Here is a 25,172-nt window from a genome sequence, read left to right on the forward strand (position 1 = left end):
GGGGTATCCGGACCCTGTCTTCAAAAGAGTTAAGGTATAACCCTATGTCTTATCATAATGGTTCTGTCTGGCCCCATGATGTGGCCCTGATAGCATGTGGCATGGGTAAGTATGGTTATCAAAATCAAGCCCTTCAACTGATGACAGAACTTTTTGATGCTTCGTTATTTATTCAACTTCAGAGGCTTCCGGAGCTTTTTTGTGGGATGGATTGTCGTAAAGGAGAAGGGCCCACTGCTTATCCGGTGGCATGTTCACCGCAGGCTTGGTCTGTGGCAGCAGTTTACTTGTTATTACAATCGGTATTACAGGTCTCTATTAGTTATTCGAGGAAGCAGATATCCTTTCATAAACCACTTTTACCGAAGTACCTCGAGCGAATTACTATTAGGAATCTGGATTTGGGTACTGAAAACATAGACATTGAATTGATAAGGCATGAAAAGGATAATATGATTGCTGTGAACTGGACTTACGAAGGGGACGAATGGGAGCTTAGTGTAGTTAAATAAGCCTCCCTGTGCAGGGAGGTCAAGCTTGATAGTCTGGTCCAGGATTTTCCTTTAGAAGGATATCTAGATTTTATGTTATAGGGAGCGCCCTCAAAATTAGGTTACTTTGCTTTAGATAATTACCGTATGGACCAGAATAGGAACAAAGCGATAAAAGCCATTTTGCTGAGCATTTTTGGGAATGCTTTTTTAGCGATATGCAAAGGGATCGCTGGTTATTTTGGACACTCCTACGCACTGATAGCGGATGCTATTGAATCTACCACTGACGTATTCTCCTCGTTGCTGGTTTTGGTAGGGTTGCGTTATTCTACAAAACCTCCCGATGAAAATCATCCTTACGGTCATGGAAAAGCCGAGCCGTTGATCACCTTTGCCGTTGTAGGGTTTCTAGTGGTTCAGCTACCATTATTGCTACTGAATCGATAGAGAATATCCGCACTCCCCACAAAGTGCCTGAGCCCTACACGCTGATCGTTTTGGGGTAATTGTGGTGATCAAAGAAGTGTTTTATCGTTTCGTTTCCCGAAAAAGTGATGAGACGAAGAGCTCCTCACTCAAAGCTGATGCCTGGCACCACCGAAGTGACGCCATCACATCGCTTATGGCACTTGTAGGTATCTCAGTTGCTATTTTCATGGGAAAAGGATACAAGACAGCGGACGACTGGGCTGCGTTGGTTGCTTCAGGATTCATCATATACAATGCCTATTGATTTTCAGACCAGCACTCAGTGAGATCATGGATGAGCACGTATACGGCGAGTTTATTGATGAAATAAGACAAGAAGCTGGTGAAGTACCGGGAGTAGTAGATACAGAAAAGTGCTATGTCAGGAAATCCGGGCTTTCCTTCCTGGTAGACTTGCATCTCATTGTAGATGGTAGCATCTCGGTGCGACAAGGGCACGAGGTAGCTCATCAAGTAAAGGAAAAACTCCGTGAAACCTATCCGGAGATATCAGATGTGTTGATCCATGTAGAGCCTGCGGATTGATAGAAACATCTTTTTGATTGCCCCGATATCAGCACCTTCTGGCAACTCTTTCCGAATAGGTAGAGTCGTTGATCTAAATGAACAATAAGAATGACAGAGGCAATTCAATAATAGCACCAGTCAGTCGGAAAACCATCTGGGATATAAGGGATTGGGAAGCCAATAAGTGTTATATTGAGAAAAATCAATTCTAATGGAAAAGCCGTCCAAAATCATTGGTACGAGGTATGTACTTGCCGTAAAAGACCTTCAGAAATCAGCAGACTTTTATCAAAACCAATTAGGCTTCCGATCGGTATGGTCAGGGGAGGGGTGGCACTTTGTTGAACGCGGTAAGTGTTTCATTATGATGGGTGAATGTGCTGATGAGATGCCAGTATCAGATCTCGGAGATCACTCGTATTTTGCTTATATAGAAGTAGACAATGTGGATGCTTTATACGAGGAGTTTAAAAAGAAAGAAGTAAAGATCAGGACTGTACCGCATGATCAGCCATGGGGCCAGCGCGAGTTTGCTATTCAGACGATTGATGGTCATCGGATCATGTTTGGAGAAGAAATTACCATATAACTCTTTAATAAGGAGTTAATATCCTTTATTTTGGGAGTGTAAACCACTGTGTCCGCCTTATGGAAGTCATTGCTGATGAGTCTACGCTTATGGTCATCCAGGCTGCGATCCTGCTTATCCTGTTTGCTGTTTTTGTTTTACCGGTCATTTGTCTGGTCAGCATTTTTCGAAGTTCTTTTACGATTCAGTCCAAGCTCCTTTGGGTGATTGTGGTTTTGTTTATTCCCATTGTTGGATCGATGTTGTACTTTTATTTTGGAAAAGTGCAGCTTACAGACAATAAATCTCGGTAGAAATCTCTAGCAAATTTCTCGAAGAAGTCAGGTTTCCTCCTAACCTGCCAAGATTACATTGGGCTGGTTTTTCTTTTATAAGCCTTGTCGATAAAATCTTACCAAACAACCTGATAAAGGAATGCTTTATCGGGCAAATTGCAGCATTCATCCTTAGTTTGCAAAATTAGAAAAGTACAATTTTCTTTCTATTGAGTTGGGTAGTATTTTATGATGATTTGAAAGTTGTTTCATTCTCGAATACCAGCAAAAACGTGTATAATGTGCTTTCAATTAAGTAAAATCAGGATAAAAGTAGGTAAAAGACCTATTGGTTGAATTTGGGTTTATTTCTGATGTACAGCAAAAAAGTACAAAATACATTTGCTAATAACTAGTTGTATGATCTACTGGGAATAACAGATCAGCCCCCAACTTAAAATAGCACAGATGTTGAAACAGCTTTTACCCTCATTCTTATTCCTCCTATTTGTGGGGATCGTTTCCAGCGCTTCAGCGACAGAAACTACCATCGACTTTGATGATCAGAGTTTTTCCGACGGAGCAGATTACGGATCCGATACGTATACACAAAGTAATATCAGTATCACCTACAGCGCTGGAAACTGGTATACGTATGCATCGTCTGGTGAAAATAGCAGTAATGCTATTTTTTCAGGTGAATATTCTGGGGTAGAGACCATCACGGTTGAAACCGTAGATGGTTCTGAAATGGACTTTCGTTCCTTTTATACAAATAATTATGGAGGTGGCATATCCTCTATTGCAGCCTATAAAGATGGAAGCTTGGTAGGCACCCAATCTTCCGGTTTCCCGAGTTCCGGCACGGCTACCGTGACTTTGAGTAATACGTTGTTTGATAATGTAGACAAAATGATCATCACTTCTAACAGCGGAGGATTCTTTGACATTTTCGACACATTTGTTTTTGGCCCGGCCGTAGTGCCTGATAGTGCCCCTTCCTTTGAATCAGACCTGAGTGACGGATCACATAGTGTTAGCCTATCCGAAAACAGTCCCTTGGGTAAACTCATATATGATGTAAATGCCAACGATGGAGATGGTGGCAGTACGGATGCAGATGTAACCTATAGTATTACTGCTGGCAATACAGACAAGGATTCAGACAATGGTTCCAGCGTGGTAAACAGCAATTTGCTACCCTTCAGAATTGATGCCTCTTCCGGAAAAATAATCGTTAATGACCCGGGAGACTTGAATTACGAAGGAACCAGCACCTTCAATCTGACTATTCAGGCGGATGATGGTGTCAATCAATCCACGGCCAGCTTAACCATCAATTTGACCGATCAGGATGAATCGGGGCCGGAAGATGGTGAATACCAATTTACCACGGCAGACGGATGGCCATCATCATTAACTACCGCGGGGTCCCATTCCGCAGATAATCTGACGATCACTAAACAAACCTCACAGAATATATCACTTATAGCATCTGACGAAGGGTTTTGGGTAAACGGAAGCACCAATGGTGAGACCGCCACCTTTCGTGTGGCAGGGGATGGATCAGACCTGGCAGAATTTGACCTGGTGGATTTTATGGTATATAAATATGTGGGTGGGGTGTCTACATCAGGATCATTTTCCGTCACCTTCACCGGTCATAAACCATCAGGTACCACCGTCACTACTTCCGGAAGCAATGCTTCCGGGGATCCGGGGTGGAGTAGCCTCCCGGATTTCAGCAATTTCACCGGCCTGGACTATTTTGACGTAGAAATAACAGATACCGAAGTAACGGAAATCAACCTGCTCAATTATGGCTTTCACCGGTTGTATTTCTCGAATACAAAATCTAACACCCTTCCGACGATCTCTATAGCTGACGCCAACCTTTCTTACACTGAAGGAAGTGCGGCAGGTCAAATTGATGGAGCAGCCACCGTTTCAGATTCAGATGGGGATGCGGAGTGGGACGGAGGTTCATTATCTGTTCAAATTACGGCAAATGCCGTAGCTGGAGATCGCATAAGCGTTGTAGACTCGGATGGGGATGGAACAGCCATTACGATAAGCGGGACTAACATATTTGCCAATGGAACGGATATCGGAGATCTAAGCGCTTCAGGCGGGATCGTTACTGGAGGCACAAAATTAACTATCACCTTTGATTCGGATGCCACCAATGCCAATGTGCAAGAAGTTTTACAATCAGTTAGATATGATCATGCGACCGATGACCCTGGTACATCAAATCGTACGGTTACATTTACCGCTACTGATAAAAATGCAGCCAGTAGCTCAGATACCAGAACGGTTGTTTTAACAGCTGTCAATGATGAACCTACACTAACTGCCACAGCCAGCAACCCCACCTTCACCGAAGGAGGATCAGCGGCCAGTTTATTCACTGGTACCAACATCAACACGGTAGAGGCCGGACAGAATATTACCGGACTTTCCTTTACCATCACTAATGTGACTAACGGGTCCAACGAACGGATCAACATCGATGGCACCACCATTGTATTGACCCATGGAACCAATGGAAGCACGGCAGGTAACAGCTTAAACTACAGTGTAATGGTCATCGGTACCACCGCTACGGTCTCCATGACTGGCGGCAATCTGAGTCTAACGGACGCAGAGACCATGATAGACAACATGAGCTATCAAAACAATAGCAACAGTCCGTCTACCTCGAACAGGGTAGTTACCTTAACCAGTATCCAGGACAGTGGCGGCACTTCGAACGGTGGAGACAACACCGGCTCACTGGCAGTTGCTTCTACAGTAACAGTGGTTCAAAACAACGATGAACCCACCTTAACGGCGACCGAAAGCGACCCTACCTTCACTGAAGGAGGTTCGGCAGTTAGTTTGTTTAGCGGAACCAGCGTAAGCACGGTCGAATCTGGTCAGACCATCAGCGCTCTAACAGCAACCATCACCAACGTGACCGATGGAATCTATGAGATCATTAGAGTAGACGGAAAAAACATTCGATTGACCCATGGTACCAACGGTACTACAAATACAAACAGCTTAAGTTACACGGTCAGTGTATCCGGGAATACCGCTACACTTACACTCACCGGGGGCACACTATCTACTTCGGCAACTCAAACTTTAGTAGATGCCATTACCTACAGTAACGTCAGCAATGATCCTGGTACAAGCGATAGAGTAGTTACTTTAACCAGCATTAAGGACAGTGGTGGGACTACCAATGGCGGAGACGACACGAAATCCTTATCAGTAGCTTCTACGGTGACAGTCGTAGGTGTCAATGATGAACCTACACTAACTGCCACAGCCAGCAACCCCACCTTCACCGAAGGAGGATCAGCGGCCAGTTTATTCACTGGTACCAACATCAACACGGTAGAGGCCGGACAGAATATTACCGGACTTTCCTTTACCATCACTAATGTGACTAACGGGTCCAACGAACGGATCAACATCGATGGCACCACCATCGTATTGACCCATGGCACCAACGGTAGCACCGCAGGCAACAGCCTGAACTACAGTGTAATGGTCATCGGTACCACCGCTACGGTCTCCATGACTGGCGGCAATCTGAGTCTAACGGACGCAGAGACCATGATAGACAACATGAGCTATCAAAACAATAGCAACAGTCCGTCTACTTCCAACAGGGTAGTTACCTTAACCAGCATCCAGGACAGTGGCGGCACAGCCAATGGTGGAGACAACACCGGCTCACTGGCAGTAGCCTCTACGGTGACCGTGGTCCAAAACAACGATGAGCCCACGCTGACTGCTACCGGCAGCAACCCTACTTTTACTGAAGGGGGTTCGGCAGCTAGTTTATTTAGCGGATCCAGTGTAAGCACAGTAGAATCGGGTCAGACCATCAGTGCTCTGACTGCAACCATCACCAACGTGACCGATGGAATCTATGAGATCATTAGAGTAGACGGAAAAAACATTCGATTGACCCATGGTACCAACGGTACTACAAATACAAACAGCTTAAGTTACACGGTCAGTGTATCCGGGAATACCGCTACACTTACACTTACCGGGGGCACACTATCTACTTCGGCAACTCAAACTTTAGTAGATGCCATTACCTACAGTAACGTCAGCAATGATCCTGGTACAAGCGATAGAGTAGTTACTTTAACCAGCATTAAGGACAGTGGTGGGACTACCAATGGCGGAGACGACACGAAATCCTTATCAGTAGCTTCTACGGTGACAGTCGTAGGTGTCAATGATGAACCTACACTAACTGCCACAGCCAGCAACCCCACCTTCACCGAAGGAGGATCAGCGGCCAGTTTATTCACTGGTACCAACATCAACACGGTAGAGGCCGGACAGAATATTACCGGACTTTCCTTTACCATCACTAATGTGACTAACGGGTCCAACGAACGGATCAACATCGATGGCACCACCATCGTATTGACCCATGGCACCAACGGTAGCACCGCAGGCAACAGCCTGAACTACAGTGTAATGGTCATCGGTACCACCGCTACGGTCTCCATGACTGGCGGCAATCTGAGTCTAACGGACGCAGAGACCATGATAGACAACATGAGCTATCAAAACAATAGCAACAGTCCGTCTACTTCCAACAGGGTAGTTACCTTAACCAGTATCCAGGACAGTGGCGGCACAGCCAATGGTGGAGACAACACCGGCTCACTGGCAGTAGCCTCTACGGTGACCGTGGTCCAAAACAACGATGAGCCCACGCTGACTGCTACCGGCAGCAACCCTACTTTTACTGAAGGGGGTTCGGCAGCTAGTTTATTTAGCGGATCCAGTGTAAGCACAGTAGAATCGGGTCAGACCATCAGTGCTCTGACTGCAACCATCACCAACGTGACCGATGGAATCTATGAGATCATTAGAGTAGACGGAAAAAACATTCGATTGACCCATGGTACCAACGGTACTACAAATACAAACAGCTTAAGTTACACGGTCAGTGTATCCGGGAATACCGCTACACTTACACTTACCGGGGGCACACTATCTACTTCGGCAACTCAAACTTTAGTAGATGCCATTACCTACAGTAACGTCAGCAATGATCCTGGTACAAGCGATAGAGTAGTTACTTTAACCAGCATTAAGGACAGTGGTGGGACTACCAATGGCGGAGACGACACGAAATCCTTATCAGTAGCTTCTACGGTGACAGTCGTAGGTGTCAATGATGAACCTACACTAACTGCCACAGCCAGCAACCCCACCTTCACCGAAGGAGGATCAGCGGCCAGTTTATTCACTGGTACCAACATCAACACGGTAGAGGCCGGACAGAATATTACCGGACTTTCCTTTACCATCACTAATGTGACTAACGGGTCCAACGAACGGATCAACATCGATGGCACCACCATCGTATTGACCCATGGAACCAATGGAAGCACGGCAGGTAACAGCTTAAACTACAGTGTAATGGTCATCGGTACCACCGCTACGGTCTCCATGACTGGCGGCAATCTGAGTCTAACGGACGCAGAGACCATGATAGACAACATGAGCTATCAAAACAATAGCAACAGTCCGTCTACTTCCAACAGGGTAGTTACCTTAACCAGTATCCAGGACAGTGGCGGCACGGCCAATGGTGGAGACAACACCGGCTCACTGGCAGTTGCTTCTACAGTAACAGTGGTTCAAAACAACGATGAACCCACCTTAACGGCGACCGGAAGCGACCCTACCTTCACTGAAGGAGGTTCGGCAGTTAGTTTGTTTAGCGGAACCAGCGTAAGCACGGTCGAATCTGGTCAGACCATCAGCGCTCTAACAGCAACCATCACCAACGTGACCGATGGAATCTATGAGATCATTAGAGTAGACGGAAAAAACATTCGATTGACCCATGGTACCAACGGTACTACAAATACAAACAGCTTAAGTTACACGGTCAGTGTATCCGGGAATACCGCTACACTTACACTTACCGGGGGCACACTATCTACTTCGGCAACTCAAACTTTAGTAGATGCCATTACCTACAGTAACGTCAGCAATGATCCTGGTACAAGCGATAGAGTAGTTACTTTAACCAGCATTAAGGACAGTGGTGGGACTACCAATGGCGGAGACGACACGAAATCCTTATCAGTAGCTTCTACGGTGACAGTCGTAGGTGTCAATGATGAACCTACACTAACTGCCACAGCCAGCAACCCCACCTTCACCGAAGGAGGATCAGCGGCCAGTTTATTCACTGGTACCAACATCAACACGGTAGAGGCCGGACAGAATATTACCGGACTTTCCTTTACCATCACTAATGTGACTAACGGGTCCAACGAACGGATCAACATCGATGGCACCACCATCGTATTGACCCATGGCACCAACGGTAGCACCGCAGGCAACAGCCTGAACTACAGTGTAATGGTCATCGGTACCACCGCTACGGTCTCCATGACTGGCGGCAATCTGAGTCTAACGGACGCAGAGACCATGATAGACAACCTGAGCTATCAAAACAACAGCAACAGTCCTTCTACCTCGAACCGGGTGGTCACACTTACTTCCATCCAGGACAGTGGCGGCACGGCCAATGGTGGAGACAACACCGGCTCACTGGCAGTTGCTTCTACAGTAACAGTGGTTCAAAACAACGATGAACCCACATTAACTGCGACCGGCAGCAATCCTACTTTCACAGAAGGAGGATCCGCAGCCAGCTTGTACAGCAGTACCAGCATCAGCACGATAGAATCCGGCCAGACGATCAAGGGTTTTACATTCACCGTATCTAATGTAGCGAACGGCATCAGCGAAGTGATCAACATCGATGGTACTGCCATTGTCCTCACCCATGGAACAAGTGGTAGTACTGTAGGCAACAGTTTAAGCTACACGACATCAGTGGTTGGCACCACCGCAACCGTAGCATTGACGGGAGGGACTATGAGCACTGCCACCACCCAAACACTCATTGACAACATTAGCTATCAGAACAACAGCAACACTCCTTCTACTTCCAATCGGGTAGTGACACTTACCTCCATCCAGGACAGTGGTGGCACGGCGAATGGCGGAGATGATACCAAATCCCTGTCAGTAGCCTCCACAGTGACCGTAGTGGGCGTCAACGACGAGCCTACGCTCACCGCCAATGCTAGCAACCCCACCTTCACCGAAGGAGGATCAGCCGCCAGCTTATTCACCAGCACCAACATCAACACGGTAGAGGCCGGACAGAATATTACAGGGCTGAGCTTCACCATAACTAATGTGACTAACGGGTCCAACGAACGGATCAACATCGATGGCACCACCATCGTATTGACCCATGGAACCAACGGTAGCACCGCAGGCAACAGCCTGAACTACAGTGTAATGGTCATCGGCACCACTGCTACGGTCTCCATGACTGGCGGCAATCTGAGTCTAACGGACGCAGAGACCATGATAGACAACCTGAGCTATCAAAACAATAGCAACAGTCCGTCTACCTCGAACAGGGTAGTTACCTTAACCAGTATCCAGGACAGTGGCGGCACGGCCAATGGTGGGGACAACACCGGCTCACTGGCAGTTGCTTCTACAGTAACAGTGGTTCAAAACAACGATGAACCCACATTAACTGCGACCGGCAGCAATCCTACTTTCACAGAAGGAGGATCCGCAGCCAGCTTGTACAGCAGTACCAGCATCAGTACTATCGAATCCGGCCAGACCATCAAAGGACTGACCTTTACCGTCACCAATGTAGTGAACGGGATCAACGAAGTGATCAACATTGATGGTACTGCCATTGTCCTCACCCATGGCACCAGTGGCAGTACGGCCGGAAACAGCCTGAGCTATACGACCTCTGTGGTCGGCACTACTGCGACTATAGCGCTGACAGGCGGGACCATGAGCACGTCCACCACTCAGACACTCATTGACAACATTAGCTATCAGAACAACAGCAACACTCCTTCTACTTCCAACCGGGTGGTAACGCTTACCTCCATCCAGGACAGTGGAGGTACTGCCAATGATGGAGATGATACTCAATCCCTATCTGTAGCTTCCACGGTCACGATAGTGAGTGTGAATGACGAACCAACTTTAACAGCAACTGGCACAAACCCCGCTTTCATGGAAGGAGGCGTTGAAGCTGTGTTATTTACCGGAGCCTCCGCGTCAACCGTAGAAGATGGTCAGACTTACTCTACTTTCACTGTTTCCATCACAAACGTAACTGATGGAATAGAAGAACAGTTAAATGTCGATGGTTCAACCATTTTACTACTCGATGGATCACAAACCACAACTAGCAACAATGGCCTTGAAGCAAGTGTGTCCTATTCAGGTACAACAGCCACTGTTTCCTTTGTCAATGGTGCTTTAAGTAGTACAGAACTACAGGATCTGGTTAATGATCTTAGTTATGAAAATGCCAGTGAAGACCCAGGCACATTGGACAGGGTAGTGACCATTAACAGCCTGGTAGATAGTGGCGGTATAGCCAATGGAGGTGATGATACCGGCTCTTTAAGTATAGCATCTTCAGTCTCAGTGGAGGCGGTAGATGATCCTGCGGTAGTTTCCGGAAAGGTAAGCGATACAGTTTCTGAAGGGGATGAGAATGATTTGGTCACAGCAACCGGAACACTTTCCATAAGTGATGTAGATGATACGGACCCTACTTTTTCTGATGTTGGTGAAACTTCGGGAGATAATAACTATGGTTCATTCACACTGTCAGGTAATATCTGGACTTACCTGTTGGATCAAAGTACCGTTCAGGATCTTGATGCTGGTGATAATGTAATGGATTCTATCACTTTTACTGCTTCCGATGGCACAACCCAGCAAATTACGGTAACCATTTTAGGAACAGACGATAATTCAATCATTTCGGGAACTTTCACGGGAATCGTGAGTGAAAAAAACAGTGGAGATGAAAGCCAGATAACAGGAACGATCTCAATTAGTGATGTAGATGCGGATGATACCCCACAGTTTTCAGATGTGTCTGAAACCTTGGGTGATTCAGGTTTTGGAACGTTTGTGCTGGAAAGTGGATCATGGACTTACACTCTGGATCAGTCAACTGTTCAGGATCTCGATGCAGGCGATCAGGTTTCGGATGCTATTACCTATACCTCCTCCGATGGTAAGGACCAGACGATAACGATTACCATAAATGGAACTGAGGATCCTTCTGAAATGGCCGGGGAATTTACTGCAACTGTTACAGAAGGTGACCCTGGAGATGTAACAACTCAGTCAGGTACCATAAGTATTGATGATCCGGACGCGGATGATACACCTGCGGTTAGTGATTTTAATGTGATTTCTGGTCTGAATGCTTATGGCTCTTTCGAATTAGCTGACGGAGTGTGGACTTACACTTTGGATCAGGATGCAGTGCAGGACCTTGATGGTGGCGATCAGGTCGTTGATTCCATTTCAGTTTCCGCTACTGATGGGAATTCCCAATTGCTTGTTGTAACAATTATAGGTTCAGATGACCTGTCCGTTATTTCTGGCACGTTTTCAGGAGACGTGACCGAAGGCTTTCCGGAAGAGGAGGTAACGATTACCGGAAGCATTTCAATTAGTGATGTAGATGCGGATGATACCCCCGGGTTCTCAGCAATAGATGGTGTAACTGGAGAAAACGGATACGGGGCTTTTAGCCTGACGGGTACTACATGGACTTATACCCTGGTACATTCCGCTGTAGAACATTTGGATGCGGTTGATCAGGTAGTAGACAGTATTAGCCTATCGGCATCTGATGGGTCTTCACAAATGATCACAATAACGATTACCGGGAAAGATCCTGATAATGACAGAGATGGCACTAGCGATTATGTAGACACTGACGATGACAATGATGGTACTCCAGATGAGGATGATGCCTTTCCGTTTGATGAAACTGAAGATACCGATACCGATGGAGACGGAACAGGGGACAATGCAGATGAAGATGACGATGGAGATGGTACGCCGGATACAGAAGATGCCTTCCCGCTAGACCCTGATGAAGACACAGATACAGACGGTGATGGTACTGGCAATAATGCGGATACCGACGATGACGATGATGGTACACCGGATGCTGAAGATGCTTTCCCTCTTGACCCGAATGAGGATACCGATACCGACGGAGATGGAACGGGTAACAACGCAGATGAAGATGACGATGGAGATGGTACGCCGGATACAGAAGATGCCTTCCCGCTAGACCCTGATGAAGACACAGATACAGACGGTGATGGTACAGGCAATAATGCAGATACCGACGATGACGATGATGGTACACCGGATGCTGAAGATGCTTTCCCTCTTGACCCGAATGAGGACACTGATACCGACGGAGATGGAACGGGTAACAACGCAGATGAAGATGACGATGGAGACGGTACGCCGGATACTGAAGATGCCTTCCCGCTAGATCCCGATGAAGATACGGATACCGATGGAGACGGCACAGGCAATAACGAAGATACCGATGATGATAATGACGGTACTCCTGATGGAGATGATGACTTTCCTCTTGATCCAAATGAGGATACAGATACGGATGGTGATGGTACCGGCAATAATGCAGATACCGACGATGATGATGACGGGATTCCAGATGTTGAAGATGAATTCCCACTCATTCCAAATGGAACATCTGATGCAGATAGTGATGGAATTCCGGATAGTGAGGAAGGCTTAGCCGATACGGATGGCGATGGTATCCCAAATTATATGGATAACGACTCGGATGATGACGGTACTGATGATGTGGATGAGGGAGTAGAAGATTGTGATGAAGATGGTATTCCGGATTATCTGGATCCATATAGCTGTCAGGACCTGGAATCACGAAAGATCCTAACTACCAATAATGATGGGTTCAATGATAACCTGGTCTTTGAAGGAATAGACAAATTCCCTAACAATAAAGTCATCATTTACAACCGATGGGGTGGGGTAGTATGGGAAATGGAAAACTACGACAATGAAGATCCAAGCAGATCTTTCCAGGGGATCTCCAACAAAGCAGGCAATGGTTCGGAATTACCTGATGGAACTTACTTCTATCTGCTGATCCGTGAGGGAGAGCAACCACAAAAGGGCTTTTTTGTCCTGAATTAAGAAACCTAAAAGAAAGAAAAATGAAAGTACTATTGACCACATTATTAGCATTAACCTCTTTTTTTGGGTGTTTTGCTCAGCAGGAACTGATGATAACTCAGTACATGCATAATGGACTTTTCCTGAATCCGGCTTATGCCGGTGTGCATGGCGGGATAAGTGCCAGTGCCCTGGCAAGAGAGCAGTGGGTGGGAGTGGAAGGAGCCCCTAATACTCAACTTTTTACCATCCATAGCCCGATCAGTTTTTACAACTTCTCCCTTGGAGCCACATTGTTTCGTGACCAGATCGGTATATCCAGTCAGTTTGGAGGCTACTTTTCCTATGCTTACCGGATACAGGTAGCTCCTAATGTAAAGTTATCCATGGGTTTGCAGGCCAACCTGCACAACTATTCCGTGAACTATGGGGAAGGTATGAATGACCTGTTTGATCCGGGAGATACTCAGGTGAGTGGAAACCTGAATACCTTCAAAGTGAACTTCGGGACGGGCTTGCTATTGCATTCAGATAAGTTTTACGTTGGTCTTTCGGTACCTCGTGTGCTTGCGCAAAAAGTAGAGTTTGATGATCCTGACAATTCTTTTGCAAAGCAAGTCAGACATTTCTACGGAAGTGCCGGATTGGTGATCCCTGTAAGTGAGAAGTTATATCTGAAACCCAATATTTTAGTGAAAGGAGTTCAAAGCTCACCTGTTCAGGTTGACCTTAACCTGAATGCCCTTTTTAGCAATGTTGTTTGGTTGGGAGTTTCTTACCGGTCATTTGAGAGTATTGATGGCCTGCTGGGCATCCAGATCAACCCAAGGTTCCTGGTGAGTTATGCCCATGACTTTACTGTGAATCAGATGGGCGCAACCTCTCATGAGATCATGGTTAGCTATATCATCGAAAAGGTCAACAAGAGAATTTTGACACCCAGATATTTTTAAAATAGCCTATTATGAAACTGAAATATATACTTTCTATTTTCCTTCTAACAGGAGCGTTATTTGTTGCCAGGTCTACTCCGGAAACACTGTCTGGTAATAAGCATCAGCGGATCTTGAATTTTGCTGACAAAGCATTTAAAGCTTATTCCTTTGAGAAAGCAGCCAGGTATTATGAAGAAGCTTTTGAGCTTAACTCCTCCCAGGAAACCGCAGTGAAGCTGGCATCATGCCACCAGAAACTAAACGATCATGGGGAAGCACTTAACTGGTATGAAAAAGCCCTTGAAATGGGAGAATTATCAGAAGAGCATATGCTTAACTATGGATTGGTTTTGGCCAGTGCCGGAAGATATGATGAAGCCAGTGCAATCATGAAAAATTATGGAGATAAGTCCGGATGGGTCCAATTCAAAGTGAAGGGCTTTGAGTCGCTGGAGTCATTTTATCACTATGAGGAAGCGTACACTATTCAAGAGGCCATTTTTAATACATCAGGATCAGAATTTAGCCCTGCGTTTTATGAGGATGGCCTTGTCATTGTAGCTTCCCGACCAGACAATAATCCACTTGCACCCAAATTTAACTGGGATAATTCCAGCTTCCTGGACCTTTACCAAATTAAAGATGGAGAGGCCCCCAGCGAAATGGGAAAAAGGCTAAATACCAGGTATCATGAGGGTCCGGCAGTTTTTTATGATAATGACACGAAAGTGATCTTTACCCGAAATCAATATGAGGGGGACAACAGTCGATTGCCAGGTGAGTTTGTCAATCACTTAAAGCTTTTCTATTCAGAACGAAAAGAAAATGGAAAATGGGAAAAGGCAACAATGCTGCCATTTAACAAGGCTGGCTACTCCTGCGGGCATCCGGCGATTAGTGAAGATGGAAGTGAGCTTTACTTTGCCAGTGATATGGGTGAAAGTGGTGGAACGGACATCTTCAAAGTTACCTTTGATGGTGAAAATTGGTCTGATCCGGTAGCTCTTCAAAACGGAATTAATACGGGAAAAGACGAGATGTTTCCATTCTTTCAGAGTGGTAAACTCTACTTTGCCAGCTCCGGGCATGCCGGTTTGGGCGGACTCGATGTTTTCAGGGTAGACCTTAGAGATTCAGAAAGTAAGCCTGAAAACATGGGCTATCCCATCAATACAGAATTCGATGATTTTGGGTTGGTATGGTCTGATGATAGTCGTGATGGGTACTTCTCCAGCAACAGGGAAGGTGGCTCAGGAAGCGATGATATTTATAAGGTAAAAGTGTTTGACTATCAGCTCAGCTTTAAGCTAACGGATGTTGAAACAGGTGAGCCGCTTTCCGGAATGATTGAGATTATGGAACAACCACAAAACAAGGTTGTAAGCCGTCAGGAAAATTCTACAGCCGAGATCAAAGTGTTGAGAGGTGCTGAGATAGCCGTAAAAGGGATGGCAGAGGGATATGGAGTAGCCGAATTAATGGTGGATACAAAATCCCTGAGCCTGGATGACAGAAATCTGGAGTATGAGGTGAAGCTGAAAGAAGAAGTGATTGCTGAAACATGGGTTTATACTTTTACAAAAAATGGCCTTACCAATCAGCTTTATTATTCTGATGGAACCAGTTGGATTGGATTTGAAGGAGATTTGAAAGAGCTCAAAGATAAACTTGAGGCGGAGCGTATAAATATTGTTGGAGAAAAAGCTATAGGTAGTGTTCCTTACGAATTTGATGAGCATTCAGTAAGCGAAACGGCCTCTGTTGAGCTGGATAAGCTGGTGGATTTTTTAAGTAAAAACACAAGAGTTAAGGTGGAGTTGACAGGTCGTGCAGACACCAGAGGAGGATCCGTTTATAACCAAACCTTATCAGAAAAGCGGGTAAATGCTGCCCGGGAATACCTGATAGCAAAAGGTATAGATAAAGAACGTATCTTAACTAAAGCCAGGGGAGAAGAGGACCTACTAATATCTTGTGGAGATGATTGCACGGATTCAGAACATGAAGCAAACAGACGAACAGAAATCATCATCCTATCTGAAGATTAGTTTTTAGGATAATCCTGTGATCTGATCACTCGTATTTTTCCGTATATGATTGACAAAGCCCAGTCAATTTTGGCTGGTTTTTTTAACTATTAACCCTTTTAGCAAATATTTCGGTAACGATGTAACCACCGTAAATGCCAAACCCTGACTGGATAATAAGGATAACCAGCTTTAGTTGCTCAAATTGGATAAGGTTAAATAAGGCTTTGAGGGACAGAAAGACCATCATTGCTATGAAAAGGAACAGTATGATGAATGTGGAGAAATAAGAGAATATAGTTCTTACTTTTTCTCCGGATTCAAGGTAGCGGTTTTCATAAGCAAACTTAATCACTACAGTCAGGTAGAGTAGAAGCATTGGCAAACACATACCCAGGAGGGTTGTGAATTCGCTTCCGGTGAAACCACCTATGATTGAATAGACAATTAGTTCCAATAAAAACAAAACCCCAAGAAACAGGATGAGTTTACTTATTCTATAGGTTAGTTGTGTTTCCCTCAATTTTCCTTTTTTAAGTACTCCTGAATTTTTTGTCCAAGCTTATCTATATAGAGTGTTAACTCTGCGCTATACTTTGGATACATGTCCTGGTAGTCAGATGAGGTGACCCTGGGAGCAGAGAAGATCCCTGAACTGTATTTACCAAAAACCGTGTAAGAAATATCAATTTCATCACCTTGCTGCGTCAAATGTACATTCAGGTTGATCAGTTCAAAGTAAGTGTTTATAATTTGATCTGATATGTTGGAGATTAGCAGTGTGAATTCTTTATCACGATCCAGCAGCACATCTACTTTTGGTGTGTTACCGAATTTGGAATCTGCATTTTGATAAAAATCCTTTAAGCTGCTTAGGAGAAGCATCTTCGTTGATTCAAGGCTCCCATAAGATTGCTCCCTGTTACCCAAAGCTTTGAGGTCTTTTACATTTATTTTGATCCTGTCATCATTTCCTCTCAGGTCTCCCATCGTTTCTTCTATATAAAAGCTCCCAGCCTTGTAACCAGCCTGAATTTGGAATAGTGAAGGGACAGCGCTGACTACTTCCATAAAGGACTGATCCGGCGCTACTTCCATGATGTAGGCAAATTTTTCCAACAGTGTTTTCTCGAGCCTCAAACCAGAGGCTTCTTCAAATTCCTTTCTGATATCCACCCAGGCCTGAGCCATAAACTCCGGGTTTCGATACTTACCTTTACTTTTTAGGGTGAACGTAATGGAGCTTTCCGTGACATCAAATTTTTCCAATTCTATGATACTCAAAAGCCCGAAATGGTCAAGCCATTTATTATATTCAGGTAATTTCTTTTCGAAAAATTTGGTATTTTCTGTCAAATCCTGGTCTTGTCCGGACAAGCCCTGTGTAACAAGACAGCACACTAGAGAAAAAAGAACGGTTTTAAATGGATAGCTCATGGCTTAGGTTTGTAAAATGAGGTTAAGTTAGCGGATATGAAGATTAATGTCAAAGTAGCGGGATCTCTCCTTGAAAGAGCTGTTGAAAAAGCAGCAGTCACTTTGAATCATGCCGGAATGGAAGTGCTCAGTGAACGAATAAACGAACATATCGGCGAACCTGTTTTTAACCAAAAATACCTGTACTACAACCTGTTTAAAGAAATCGAAAAAAATGAATCTGATGAAAATGCCAAAATTGGACTTAACACCACCTACTTACATAAATTGGCGCAATTTATTGGGTTTGATGATTTCTTCCAGTTTCAAAAATACTTTGATCAGGGCAAACTGGATGACAAAGTTCCTCCACCTACGGCAAACCCTGACTCATTAAAAGTTTGGTGCACCAAAAGAAAATTCAAAATTTGGGATATCTGGAGAAGCCCTGATCAGGGAGTCTTGTCACTTCGCGACAATCGCACTCTGCACTTTGACGGAGATCTGCAGATCGAAATTTCCCATGTGGGATCTTTAAAAGAAATTTCCATGGGTGGAGATGGAGGTGAATATTGGATCCAGGTAACCTATGGAAATAGTGAAGAACCTCAGCGTTTATTTTTAGCCAATGCCACCAATCCGAAACCTCGATTAAGACTGGGACCCGTAGATCCCTTGTTTACTCTTCTACAAAAAATCACCGATTAAGCTTCATTTAGGCCCATTTTACGCTTGAAAAAACTATGTAAAAAAAGCGTAAATCTTCAGTACACTCTAAGTAATACCCCCTCGTAACCCTGCCGTTAATTTGCTTAAGTGATTCGATCAGCCGGTCAATCACGAGTGAGCATTACACAGGACCTGGTTCTGATCCATCCGGAAAGTTCGGAAGTTTTTCTGATGGGTCAGGCCGGTGAGGTCCTACTTCCGATGACTGCTGTGCAGCCTAAAGCACAGTTATTTCTCAGTTTTTGTTTTTCGCCGTTTAACGCAATTTTGTTATGAAAACGTTAAAGAAATGGTCTGTGATCGTAATGATCATGCTGGCCACAGTCATTGGATCTAGTAGCTGTGAAGAGCAGCTTGTAGAGCCGAATTCTTCTATTGAAAAGAATGATCTTAAAGGGTCTTTTGATGGGAATGATGATGAAGATCCGGATCTTCCATGCTCCGGGTGTATCACCGCAGATTGATGATTTGGAAAGTTTATCTGGGAAGGAGCTTTTTGCTCCTTCTCTTATTACTATAATGTATATTTTCGCCGTAAAATTGAATGATTTTCAAGATTAAATTCTGTGTATCTTAGAAGAAGATAATGGTCAACCGATATTTTATTTTCTTTCTTCTGTCTCTTTCCTCACTTCAGTTTGTTTCGGGGTTTGCACAGGTTAATACCGATTCTTTACTGCAAGAGGCTCAGAAACTCTATATTAATCATCAGTTACTTGATTCTGAGAAGATTTTAAGAGAACTGATTTCAAGAAATAATGTTGATGAAGACTTTTTATTGCAAATACACAGTCAGCTGGGTCTTGTACTTGAGTCTGGGGGACGGTTATCAGAGGCTAAGCAAACATATTTGAATGCATTAGAGTACATAACTGAGCATACCAAAAATCACTACCCTATATTCTATAATAGGCTTGCGATCATTTATTTACGAAATAACGGTTACGATAGTGCGCTTTATTATAGTCAAAGGTCAATTAAATATTCCAGGGAAAATCAACAAACGGAATTTCTCGCAGATGCATTGGTGAGTTGTGGTGTGATTTACTACAGTCAAGGCCAGTATCAGAGGGCTTTGGATTTGTATAAAGAATCTCTTGATATTTATGAAGAGTTAACATTAGAAGGCAAAAAAGCATCTACTTTGCTTAACATCGGAATTCTTTACAAGGAATTGTCTTTATTTGATCGTTCCATTTCTTACCTGCAACAAGCCATTGAAGCCTTCTCCAGGTTAGACAGAAAAGCTTCCCTTTCTTCGTGTTACAATGCAATTGCAAACATTTATAATAATACAAATGAAAGTGAGGAAGCTCTGAATTACCACTTTAAGGCACTTGAAATCAGGCAATCTTTGGATGATTCGGTGCGAATAGCCAGCTCACTGAATAATATTGGCAATGTGTATAAAGATATGGATAGCCTTAGCACAGCACTCGATTATCACACAAAGGCTTTAACCATTAAAGAACGTCTTGGTGATCCTGCAAGAATAGCTTCTTCTCTAAATAACCTGGGCGAGATCTACTTTAAGTTGGGGAATCATGAAAAAGCAGAAGATCACTACCTCAGATCGCTGGACCTGGCAATGGAAATTGGTGATAGGCCAACAGAAGCTATTTTATATAATGATTTGAGTAAACTTTATCTCCAGAAAAAAAATTATAGTCAGGCAAAAGAATACTTAGAAAAAGGGGAAGCTCTGGGACAGGAAATGGGGACGCTGGAAATTCTAAGAGACAACTACGAGCTTACTTCCCGGCTTTATGAGCAAATGGGAATGACCTCCAATGCGCTGGAGTATCATAAATTGTATACGATCTATAAGGACAGCATTCTCAATGCTGAGAAGCAGCGAGCGCTTACTGAGATGCAAGTGCGCTATGAAACCGAGCAAAAGGAGCGGGACATTGCTTCGCTTAATGAGATCAATGAAGTGCAAAGGGACCTTCTTGGTCAGCAGAAGATTTCAATTTATATGCTGGTAGGCAGTACGGTTCTGCTGTTTTTACTCAGCGGACTTGCCTATAATCGTTACCGGATTAAGAAACGAGCCAATGCAAAGATCACCTTCCTGATGCGGGAGCTTCATCACCGGGTGAAAAACAACCTGAATATCCTGTCCAGCCTGCTTAGCCTACAGTCAGAAAAAATGAAAAGTACCAAGGCCAGGGAGGCTATTAAAGAAGGTGAGTTGCGGGTGCAGGCCATGACCTTACTCCATCAGGACCTGTATTTTCAGGATGAGAATCAGGAACTGGATTTTCAGCAATATGTCAAGAGATTGATCGAAAACATTGAGGACTCTTATGGGCAGCATCAGGTAGCTACGGATTATAACTGTGTACCGGAAGACCTTAAACTCAATGTAGATAAGGCGATCCCACTTGGTTTGATCATCAATGAGCTGATCAGCAATGCATTTAAGTATGCATTTAAGGATGTAAAGGATCCCAAGTTGTTTATTTCAATCAGAAAAAACTCCAATACGGTTGATCTGAGTATCCGGGATAATGGCAAAGGCTTTTCAGAACCGGTTGCTGATGAAACCAGGTCATTTGGTATGAAGATGGTGCAGATCCTGATAAAACAGCTCAAAGGCACTTTGACACGGACCAATGAAGGAGGAGCGGCGTTCTTTATCACGCTTCCTTTGTGAAGATCACCGAGGAATAGGCAACTCGTAATAGGCCGGATCAGGGCCAGAAGTTACTGAAGGAGAGAAATAGACTTTCTACAAACCGCAACCTGTGTGAAACGGTAATCGGTGAAATGGTAATCAGTATTCGGTGATCGGTATGTGTATCGGTGTGAACCTAGTAACCCGAGAGACCCACAACGGAAAAACCCGCAACCAATCCCCCCTATAATCCCCCCAATGCTGTTAAGCTAAGGTCACTCCAGAATGGAGTCTTTGGTATTTTGAGCATTTTCGTCCTAGTAATTCATAGATTCCATTGCTGGAATGACTGATCTCATAAAATTACAACCTTAGCTTAATAGCATTGATAATCCCCCAAAGGGGATAGATGTAGGAGCTCAACTCATAACCACGCAACCTCGCACCTCGCAACCCGCTTCAGATCAAACAAACCTAAACCGCTTTTTAAACTCGCTTTTAAAGACTTTGCTAATGGGAATGGTACGCTTACCAATAACCACAGAGTTCTCTTCAAAAGCCTCTATTCGGTCTACGTTGATGACCCAACTGCGATGGATGCGGATAAATTGTTTGAAGGGCAGCTTTCCTTCAAAAATGTTCAGTGTTTCCGAAAAGATGTAATCCTTATCCACGGTTTTTATTTCGGTATAGCTACCATCGGCTTTGAGATACAGAATATCCCTCAGGTTTACCTTTTCAAACCGGTGATTGTGCTTGATAAAGACACGATCCTCTAGTAGGTATACATCATCACTTTCTTCCTTTTTTTCTCCTTCGGAGAGCTTGTCATAGGAGTTTTGAATGGCCAGTTCAATAGCTATGTTAAGGTCTCGCTCACGAAAAGGCTTGATGATGTATGCACTAGGTCCTGTTTTCTTAGCCTCTTGCCAGGTTTTAGAGTCTGAATAATGAGTTAAGTAGATAAATGGACACTGGACCTTCTTTCGGATTTTTTCGGCAAGCTCTATACCATTTAGCTCTCCTTTTATACCAATGTCCATCAAGATGATATCAGGAGGGTTGTCAGATATGGATTTTATAGCATCTACACCATTATCAACAATCTCGGTAACAGAGTACCCTGATTTTTTGAGTTTATTATGTAAATCCTCAGCAATTAACAGTTCGTCTTCAACGATCAAGACTTTTAATTCTGGCATAGCAAACAGATTGGGACTTTAAAGATACTTGATTGACCTGATTTTAGTCCCGTTGTTTTTATTCAATTACCTATATATAGGGGTTTTGACACTAAAATCCTCTATCAAGGTTTTTAACCAATTCACCAAGAAAAGCAATCCGTTCAAAAATCTTAGTTGAAAAGGATACTGGCTAACTTCTAAATTTCCTGAGATAATTCAAAAAACAATCACTTTTTTACGCTTAAAACTATGTTAAAAACAGTATTAACAATTTCGACTTTGTTCGTAACCATGTTCGGGTTTAGTCAGGTAAGACTTCATGCAAATTTTGGAGTCTCCACTGCTACCGGAGATTTTGGAAGCGATTCGAATCTCGGTATCGGGTATGCATTCAATGCACGGTATATGTTTAATGAAAAACTGGATGCAGGCATTGAATACGATGCCTCAGCTATTGTAACGGTAGGGGATGGTTTTGGTGATGTGGATGCTACAGGTATGACCGGTTACCTGGTTAAAGGTTATTACAGCTTTATGGATAAAAAATTTACACCTTATGGAGCTATTGCTACCGGATTATACCAGGTGGAGACACCCGAGATCTCCGTAGTAAATGATGATGGTTCTGAAGAGGTAGTAGTTCCGGCAGAAAAGAAAACAAATTTTGGATTTTCGCCAGAGCTAGGCCTGAGAATTGGAGGTTTTGTTTTGGCTACCAAGTTTTCATACGCAGGAAAGCACCCTGTAAATGATGACGTTAACGTGACCTATATGAGGTATTTTATAGGGTATACCTATTCTTTTTAATGCATATAAGGCTCTCCAATTTTTTGGACTAAAAGATGAAGGAGAGCCTTATTTTCGATTGAAGTATGAATTTTGTATCTTGGAATATTTAGGTTCGTACCTATTTGATTCCATTAACCAGCATAATTTTTATAACCTATCATTTTTATAACCTAAACTACAACTGGAAATGAAAATTACCGTTGCGATTTGTTTTTTAATTATAGCTGGTTTTAATGCAAGCGCTCAAACCAGAGAGACATGGACCACAGATGACGACCAATCCTATATTGTAACCGATAAGGGTGAGAAAATTTACGGAGAAGTAACCTTTCTATTCAAGGATATGAAGTTTAAGTATTGGAGCAAACAAGAAACCCGGGATCTGGATATGACGAAGTATGCACAACTCCTTTCTGAAGCGCAGGAAAAATACAATCAATTTTCCGATGCTAAAAGTGAAGAATCTGCCCTTGCATTAAATGCCCTTAATGAATTGAAATATGTACCTCAAATAGGTATTTCATTTAGTGATGGCAAACGGGAAAAAGAATATGAACCGGGTGACTTGCAAGGGTTTATGTATGGCGGAGATGTGTGGATCACTACAACTAAGCGAGAGGTTCTGAAAAAGGAAGATTTTCTGGTGAAAACTCAATATGCGCCGGGTCCGATCAAATTACTTTTTTTTGTATCAAAAACGGCTAACACAGAAAAATTCCCCCCAGTCACTGAATATAACGAAGATGTTACAATGCAAAAAATGGATGAGGATGAGGTGCGTCCTACGTTGTGGCTGGCCATTCCCGGAACTTTCAAGAAAAAGATGAGTGATTATGTTAGCGATTACTCGGAATTATCCCAGAAAGTAAGAAATGAAGAACAAGGCTATTCAATGAAGATGGTATCTCTAATAAAAGATGCATATGCGGGATCTGAGTCCCCCATTGACAGAATCATCAAAGAGTATAACCAGTGGCACCGGGAGAATAATTGAAAGATTCAACTTAGGTTTCTTATTGAAGTGTAATTTTTGTTCTGCTACCAAGTTTTCATACGAAGGAAAGCACCCTGTAAATGATGACATTTAGCGTGACCTACATAGATATACTTACTCTTTCTAAAAATACACTTCTGATAGCTTGGGTCCGGTTCAGTGGTACGCCGCTTACCGGATCTGTGCTATTTGTTAATTTCGATAGTTTTGCACAAGAGGTTTTTTAGTCCTCTTAACCAGAATCTCCATGAAATATCTTTTAGCAATCACTTTTATTCTGCTTTTAAGTTACGGCGAAGTAAGCGCACAGGCTGATGAGATATGGACCACCAATGATGAGTATTCCTACATTGTAACTAAAGATGGGGAGAAAATTTACGGAGAGGTGAAGTTTCTCTTTGATGAAATGAACTTTGCCTATTGGGATAGTCACGAGACGCGGAATCTCAACATGGAAACCTATAAGGAACTATTAGCTGAAGCTCGGGCAGCGTACAGTAAGTTTTCAGGAGTAGAAAGTGTGGAGGCTACAAAAGCATTGAATGCGGTCAATGAGCTGAAATACATACCACAGATGGGTGTTTCGTTTAGAGAGGGAAGGAGGGAAAAAGAGTATTTGCCAGGAGAAATTAAGGGTTATATGTATGATGGTGAAATATGGCTGTCCAAAAGTAAACGGGAAATCGTAACGAAGGAAGATTTCTTTCTGCGAGCCCAATATGCTGCGGGTCCCATCAAATTACTCTTTTTCATTGCCAAAACCAATGGCGCCTCGTTTCCACCAGTCACAACATATACCGAGACCATGACTATGCAAAAGCTGGAAGAAGATGAAGTGAACCCAGGTTTGTGGATGGTTCTTCCGGGTGGTTTCAAAAGAAAGATGAGCAAGTACGTCAAGGATTATCCGGAGTTAGCAAAGAAAATAAAGAAAAAAAAGCAGGGCTATTCAATGAAGATAATGGCTCTTTTGAGAGATACTTTTGCCGGGTCTGAGCTACCTCTCTATAGAATTATAAAAGAATATAATCAATGGTATTGGGAAAACCACTAACGCAGCTCC

Annotated in this window: 18 protein-coding genes; 15 read left to right on the plus strand and 3 right to left on the minus strand. The window is 43.7% G+C overall.

The genetic code is table 11. The features are described from left to right. The first annotated feature begins 44 nt into the window (after window positions 1-44). The 9 genes from AC3E9V_RS08075 (at window position 45) to AC3E9V_RS08115 (ending at window position 16,398) form a co-directional block, all read left to right on the plus strand. Entirely contained in the window at window positions 45-512 is a 468-nt protein-coding gene (locus tag AC3E9V_RS08075) for an amylo-alpha-1,6-glucosidase (RefSeq protein ID WP_488752681.1), read from the plus strand. A gap of 126 nt (window positions 513-638) precedes the next feature. After that, window positions 639-941: a cation diffusion facilitator family transporter gene (locus AC3E9V_RS08080; protein ID WP_488752682.1), complete on the plus strand. Its 303-nt coding sequence runs from the start codon at window positions 639-641 to the stop codon at window positions 939-941. A 61-nt stretch (window positions 942-1,002) separates the two neighbouring features. Then, entirely contained in the window at window positions 1,003-1,227 is a 225-nt protein-coding gene (locus AC3E9V_RS08085) for a cation efflux transmembrane domain-containing protein (RefSeq protein ID WP_488752683.1), read from the plus strand. Further along, a complete protein-coding gene (locus AC3E9V_RS08090) occupies window positions 1,224-1,508 on the plus strand; it encodes a cation diffusion facilitator family transporter (protein WP_488752684.1) in 285 nt (94 codons plus the stop codon). The genes AC3E9V_RS08085 and AC3E9V_RS08090 overlap by 4 nt, the downstream gene beginning before the upstream one ends. Window positions 1,509-1,701: 193 nt before the next feature. Continuing rightward, complete coding sequence (locus tag AC3E9V_RS08095) at window positions 1,702-2,079, plus strand: VOC family protein (protein ID WP_488752685.1); 378 nt, start codon at window positions 1,702-1,704, stop codon at window positions 2,077-2,079. 59 nt (window positions 2,080-2,138) lie between these two features. Further along, on the plus strand, window positions 2,139-2,372 hold the full coding sequence (locus AC3E9V_RS08100; RefSeq protein WP_488752686.1) for a PLD nuclease N-terminal domain-containing protein: 234 nt from the start codon (window positions 2,139-2,141) through the stop codon (window positions 2,370-2,372). Between the two features lie 429 nt (window positions 2,373-2,801). Continuing rightward, complete coding sequence (locus AC3E9V_RS08105; protein WP_488752687.1) at window positions 2,802-13,436, plus strand: VCBS domain-containing protein; 10,635 nt, start codon at window positions 2,802-2,804, stop codon at window positions 13,434-13,436. Window positions 13,437-13,456: 20 nt separating this feature from the next. Further along, window positions 13,457-14,368 (plus strand): PorP/SprF family type IX secretion system membrane protein, encoded by a 912-nt coding sequence (locus tag AC3E9V_RS08110; RefSeq protein ID WP_488752688.1) that lies wholly within the window; start codon window positions 13,457-13,459, stop codon window positions 14,366-14,368. An 11-nt stretch (window positions 14,369-14,379) separates the two neighbouring features. Then, a complete protein-coding gene (locus tag AC3E9V_RS08115; RefSeq protein ID WP_488752689.1) occupies window positions 14,380-16,398 on the plus strand; it encodes an OmpA family protein in 2,019 nt (672 codons plus the stop codon). 82 nt (window positions 16,399-16,480) lie between these two features. Here AC3E9V_RS08115 and AC3E9V_RS08120 read toward each other — a convergent pair whose 3' ends face one another. After that, entirely contained in the window at window positions 16,481-16,900 is a 420-nt protein-coding gene (locus tag AC3E9V_RS08120) for a hypothetical protein (protein ID WP_488752690.1), read from the minus strand. Beyond that, the gene (locus AC3E9V_RS08125) at window positions 16,897-17,814 is read right to left on the minus strand and encodes a hypothetical protein (protein WP_488752691.1); all 918 of its coding nucleotides are present in this window, start codon (window positions 17,812-17,814) and stop codon (window positions 16,897-16,899) included. Before AC3E9V_RS08125 ends, AC3E9V_RS08120 begins: the two co-directional genes overlap by 4 nt. A 36-nt stretch (window positions 17,815-17,850) precedes the next feature. Between AC3E9V_RS08125 and AC3E9V_RS08130 the strand changes: the two genes are divergently transcribed. The 3 genes from AC3E9V_RS08130 to AC3E9V_RS08140 all read left to right on the plus strand — a co-directional run bounded on the left by AC3E9V_RS08130 (window position 17,851) and on the right by AC3E9V_RS08140 (window position 21,181). Continuing rightward, the gene (locus AC3E9V_RS08130; protein WP_488752692.1) at window positions 17,851-18,501 is read left to right on the plus strand and encodes a hypothetical protein; all 651 of its coding nucleotides are present in this window, start codon (window positions 17,851-17,853) and stop codon (window positions 18,499-18,501) included. 293 nt (window positions 18,502-18,794) lie between these two features. Beyond that, window positions 18,795-18,986 carry a hypothetical protein gene (locus AC3E9V_RS08135; protein ID WP_488752693.1) on the plus strand — a complete coding sequence of 64 codons (192 nt, stop codon included), beginning with the start codon at window positions 18,795-18,797 and terminating at the stop codon, window positions 18,984-18,986. Window positions 18,987-19,108: 122 nt separating this feature from the next. Then, entirely contained in the window at window positions 19,109-21,181 is a 2,073-nt protein-coding gene (locus tag AC3E9V_RS08140; protein WP_488752694.1) for a tetratricopeptide repeat-containing sensor histidine kinase, read from the plus strand. 425 nt (window positions 21,182-21,606) lie between these two features. On the opposite strand, the gene AC3E9V_RS08145 is transcribed toward AC3E9V_RS08140, so the two are convergent. Beyond that, on the minus strand, window positions 21,607-22,344 hold the full coding sequence (locus tag AC3E9V_RS08145) for a LytR/AlgR family response regulator transcription factor (protein WP_488752695.1): 738 nt from the start codon (window positions 22,342-22,344) through the stop codon (window positions 21,607-21,609). 231 nt (window positions 22,345-22,575) lie between these two features. Here AC3E9V_RS08145 and AC3E9V_RS08150 point away from each other — a divergent pair, with 231 nt between their 5' ends. The 3 genes from AC3E9V_RS08150 (at window position 22,576) to AC3E9V_RS08160 (ending at window position 25,163) form a co-directional block, all read left to right on the plus strand. Beyond that, window positions 22,576-23,133, plus strand: a complete 558-nt coding sequence (locus AC3E9V_RS08150) for a hypothetical protein (protein ID WP_488752696.1) — start codon at window positions 22,576-22,578, stop codon at window positions 23,131-23,133. 169 nt (window positions 23,134-23,302) lie between these two features. Continuing rightward, entirely contained in the window at window positions 23,303-24,109 is an 807-nt protein-coding gene (locus AC3E9V_RS08155) for a hypothetical protein (protein ID WP_488752697.1), read from the plus strand. 247 nt (window positions 24,110-24,356) lie between these two features. Continuing rightward, the gene (locus AC3E9V_RS08160) at window positions 24,357-25,163 is read left to right on the plus strand and encodes a hypothetical protein (protein ID WP_488752698.1); all 807 of its coding nucleotides are present in this window, start codon (window positions 24,357-24,359) and stop codon (window positions 25,161-25,163) included. The last annotated feature ends 9 nt before the right edge of the window (window positions 25,164-25,172 follow it).

It is taken from the genome of Marinoscillum sp. HNIBRBA16962 (genome assembly GCF_057801515.1).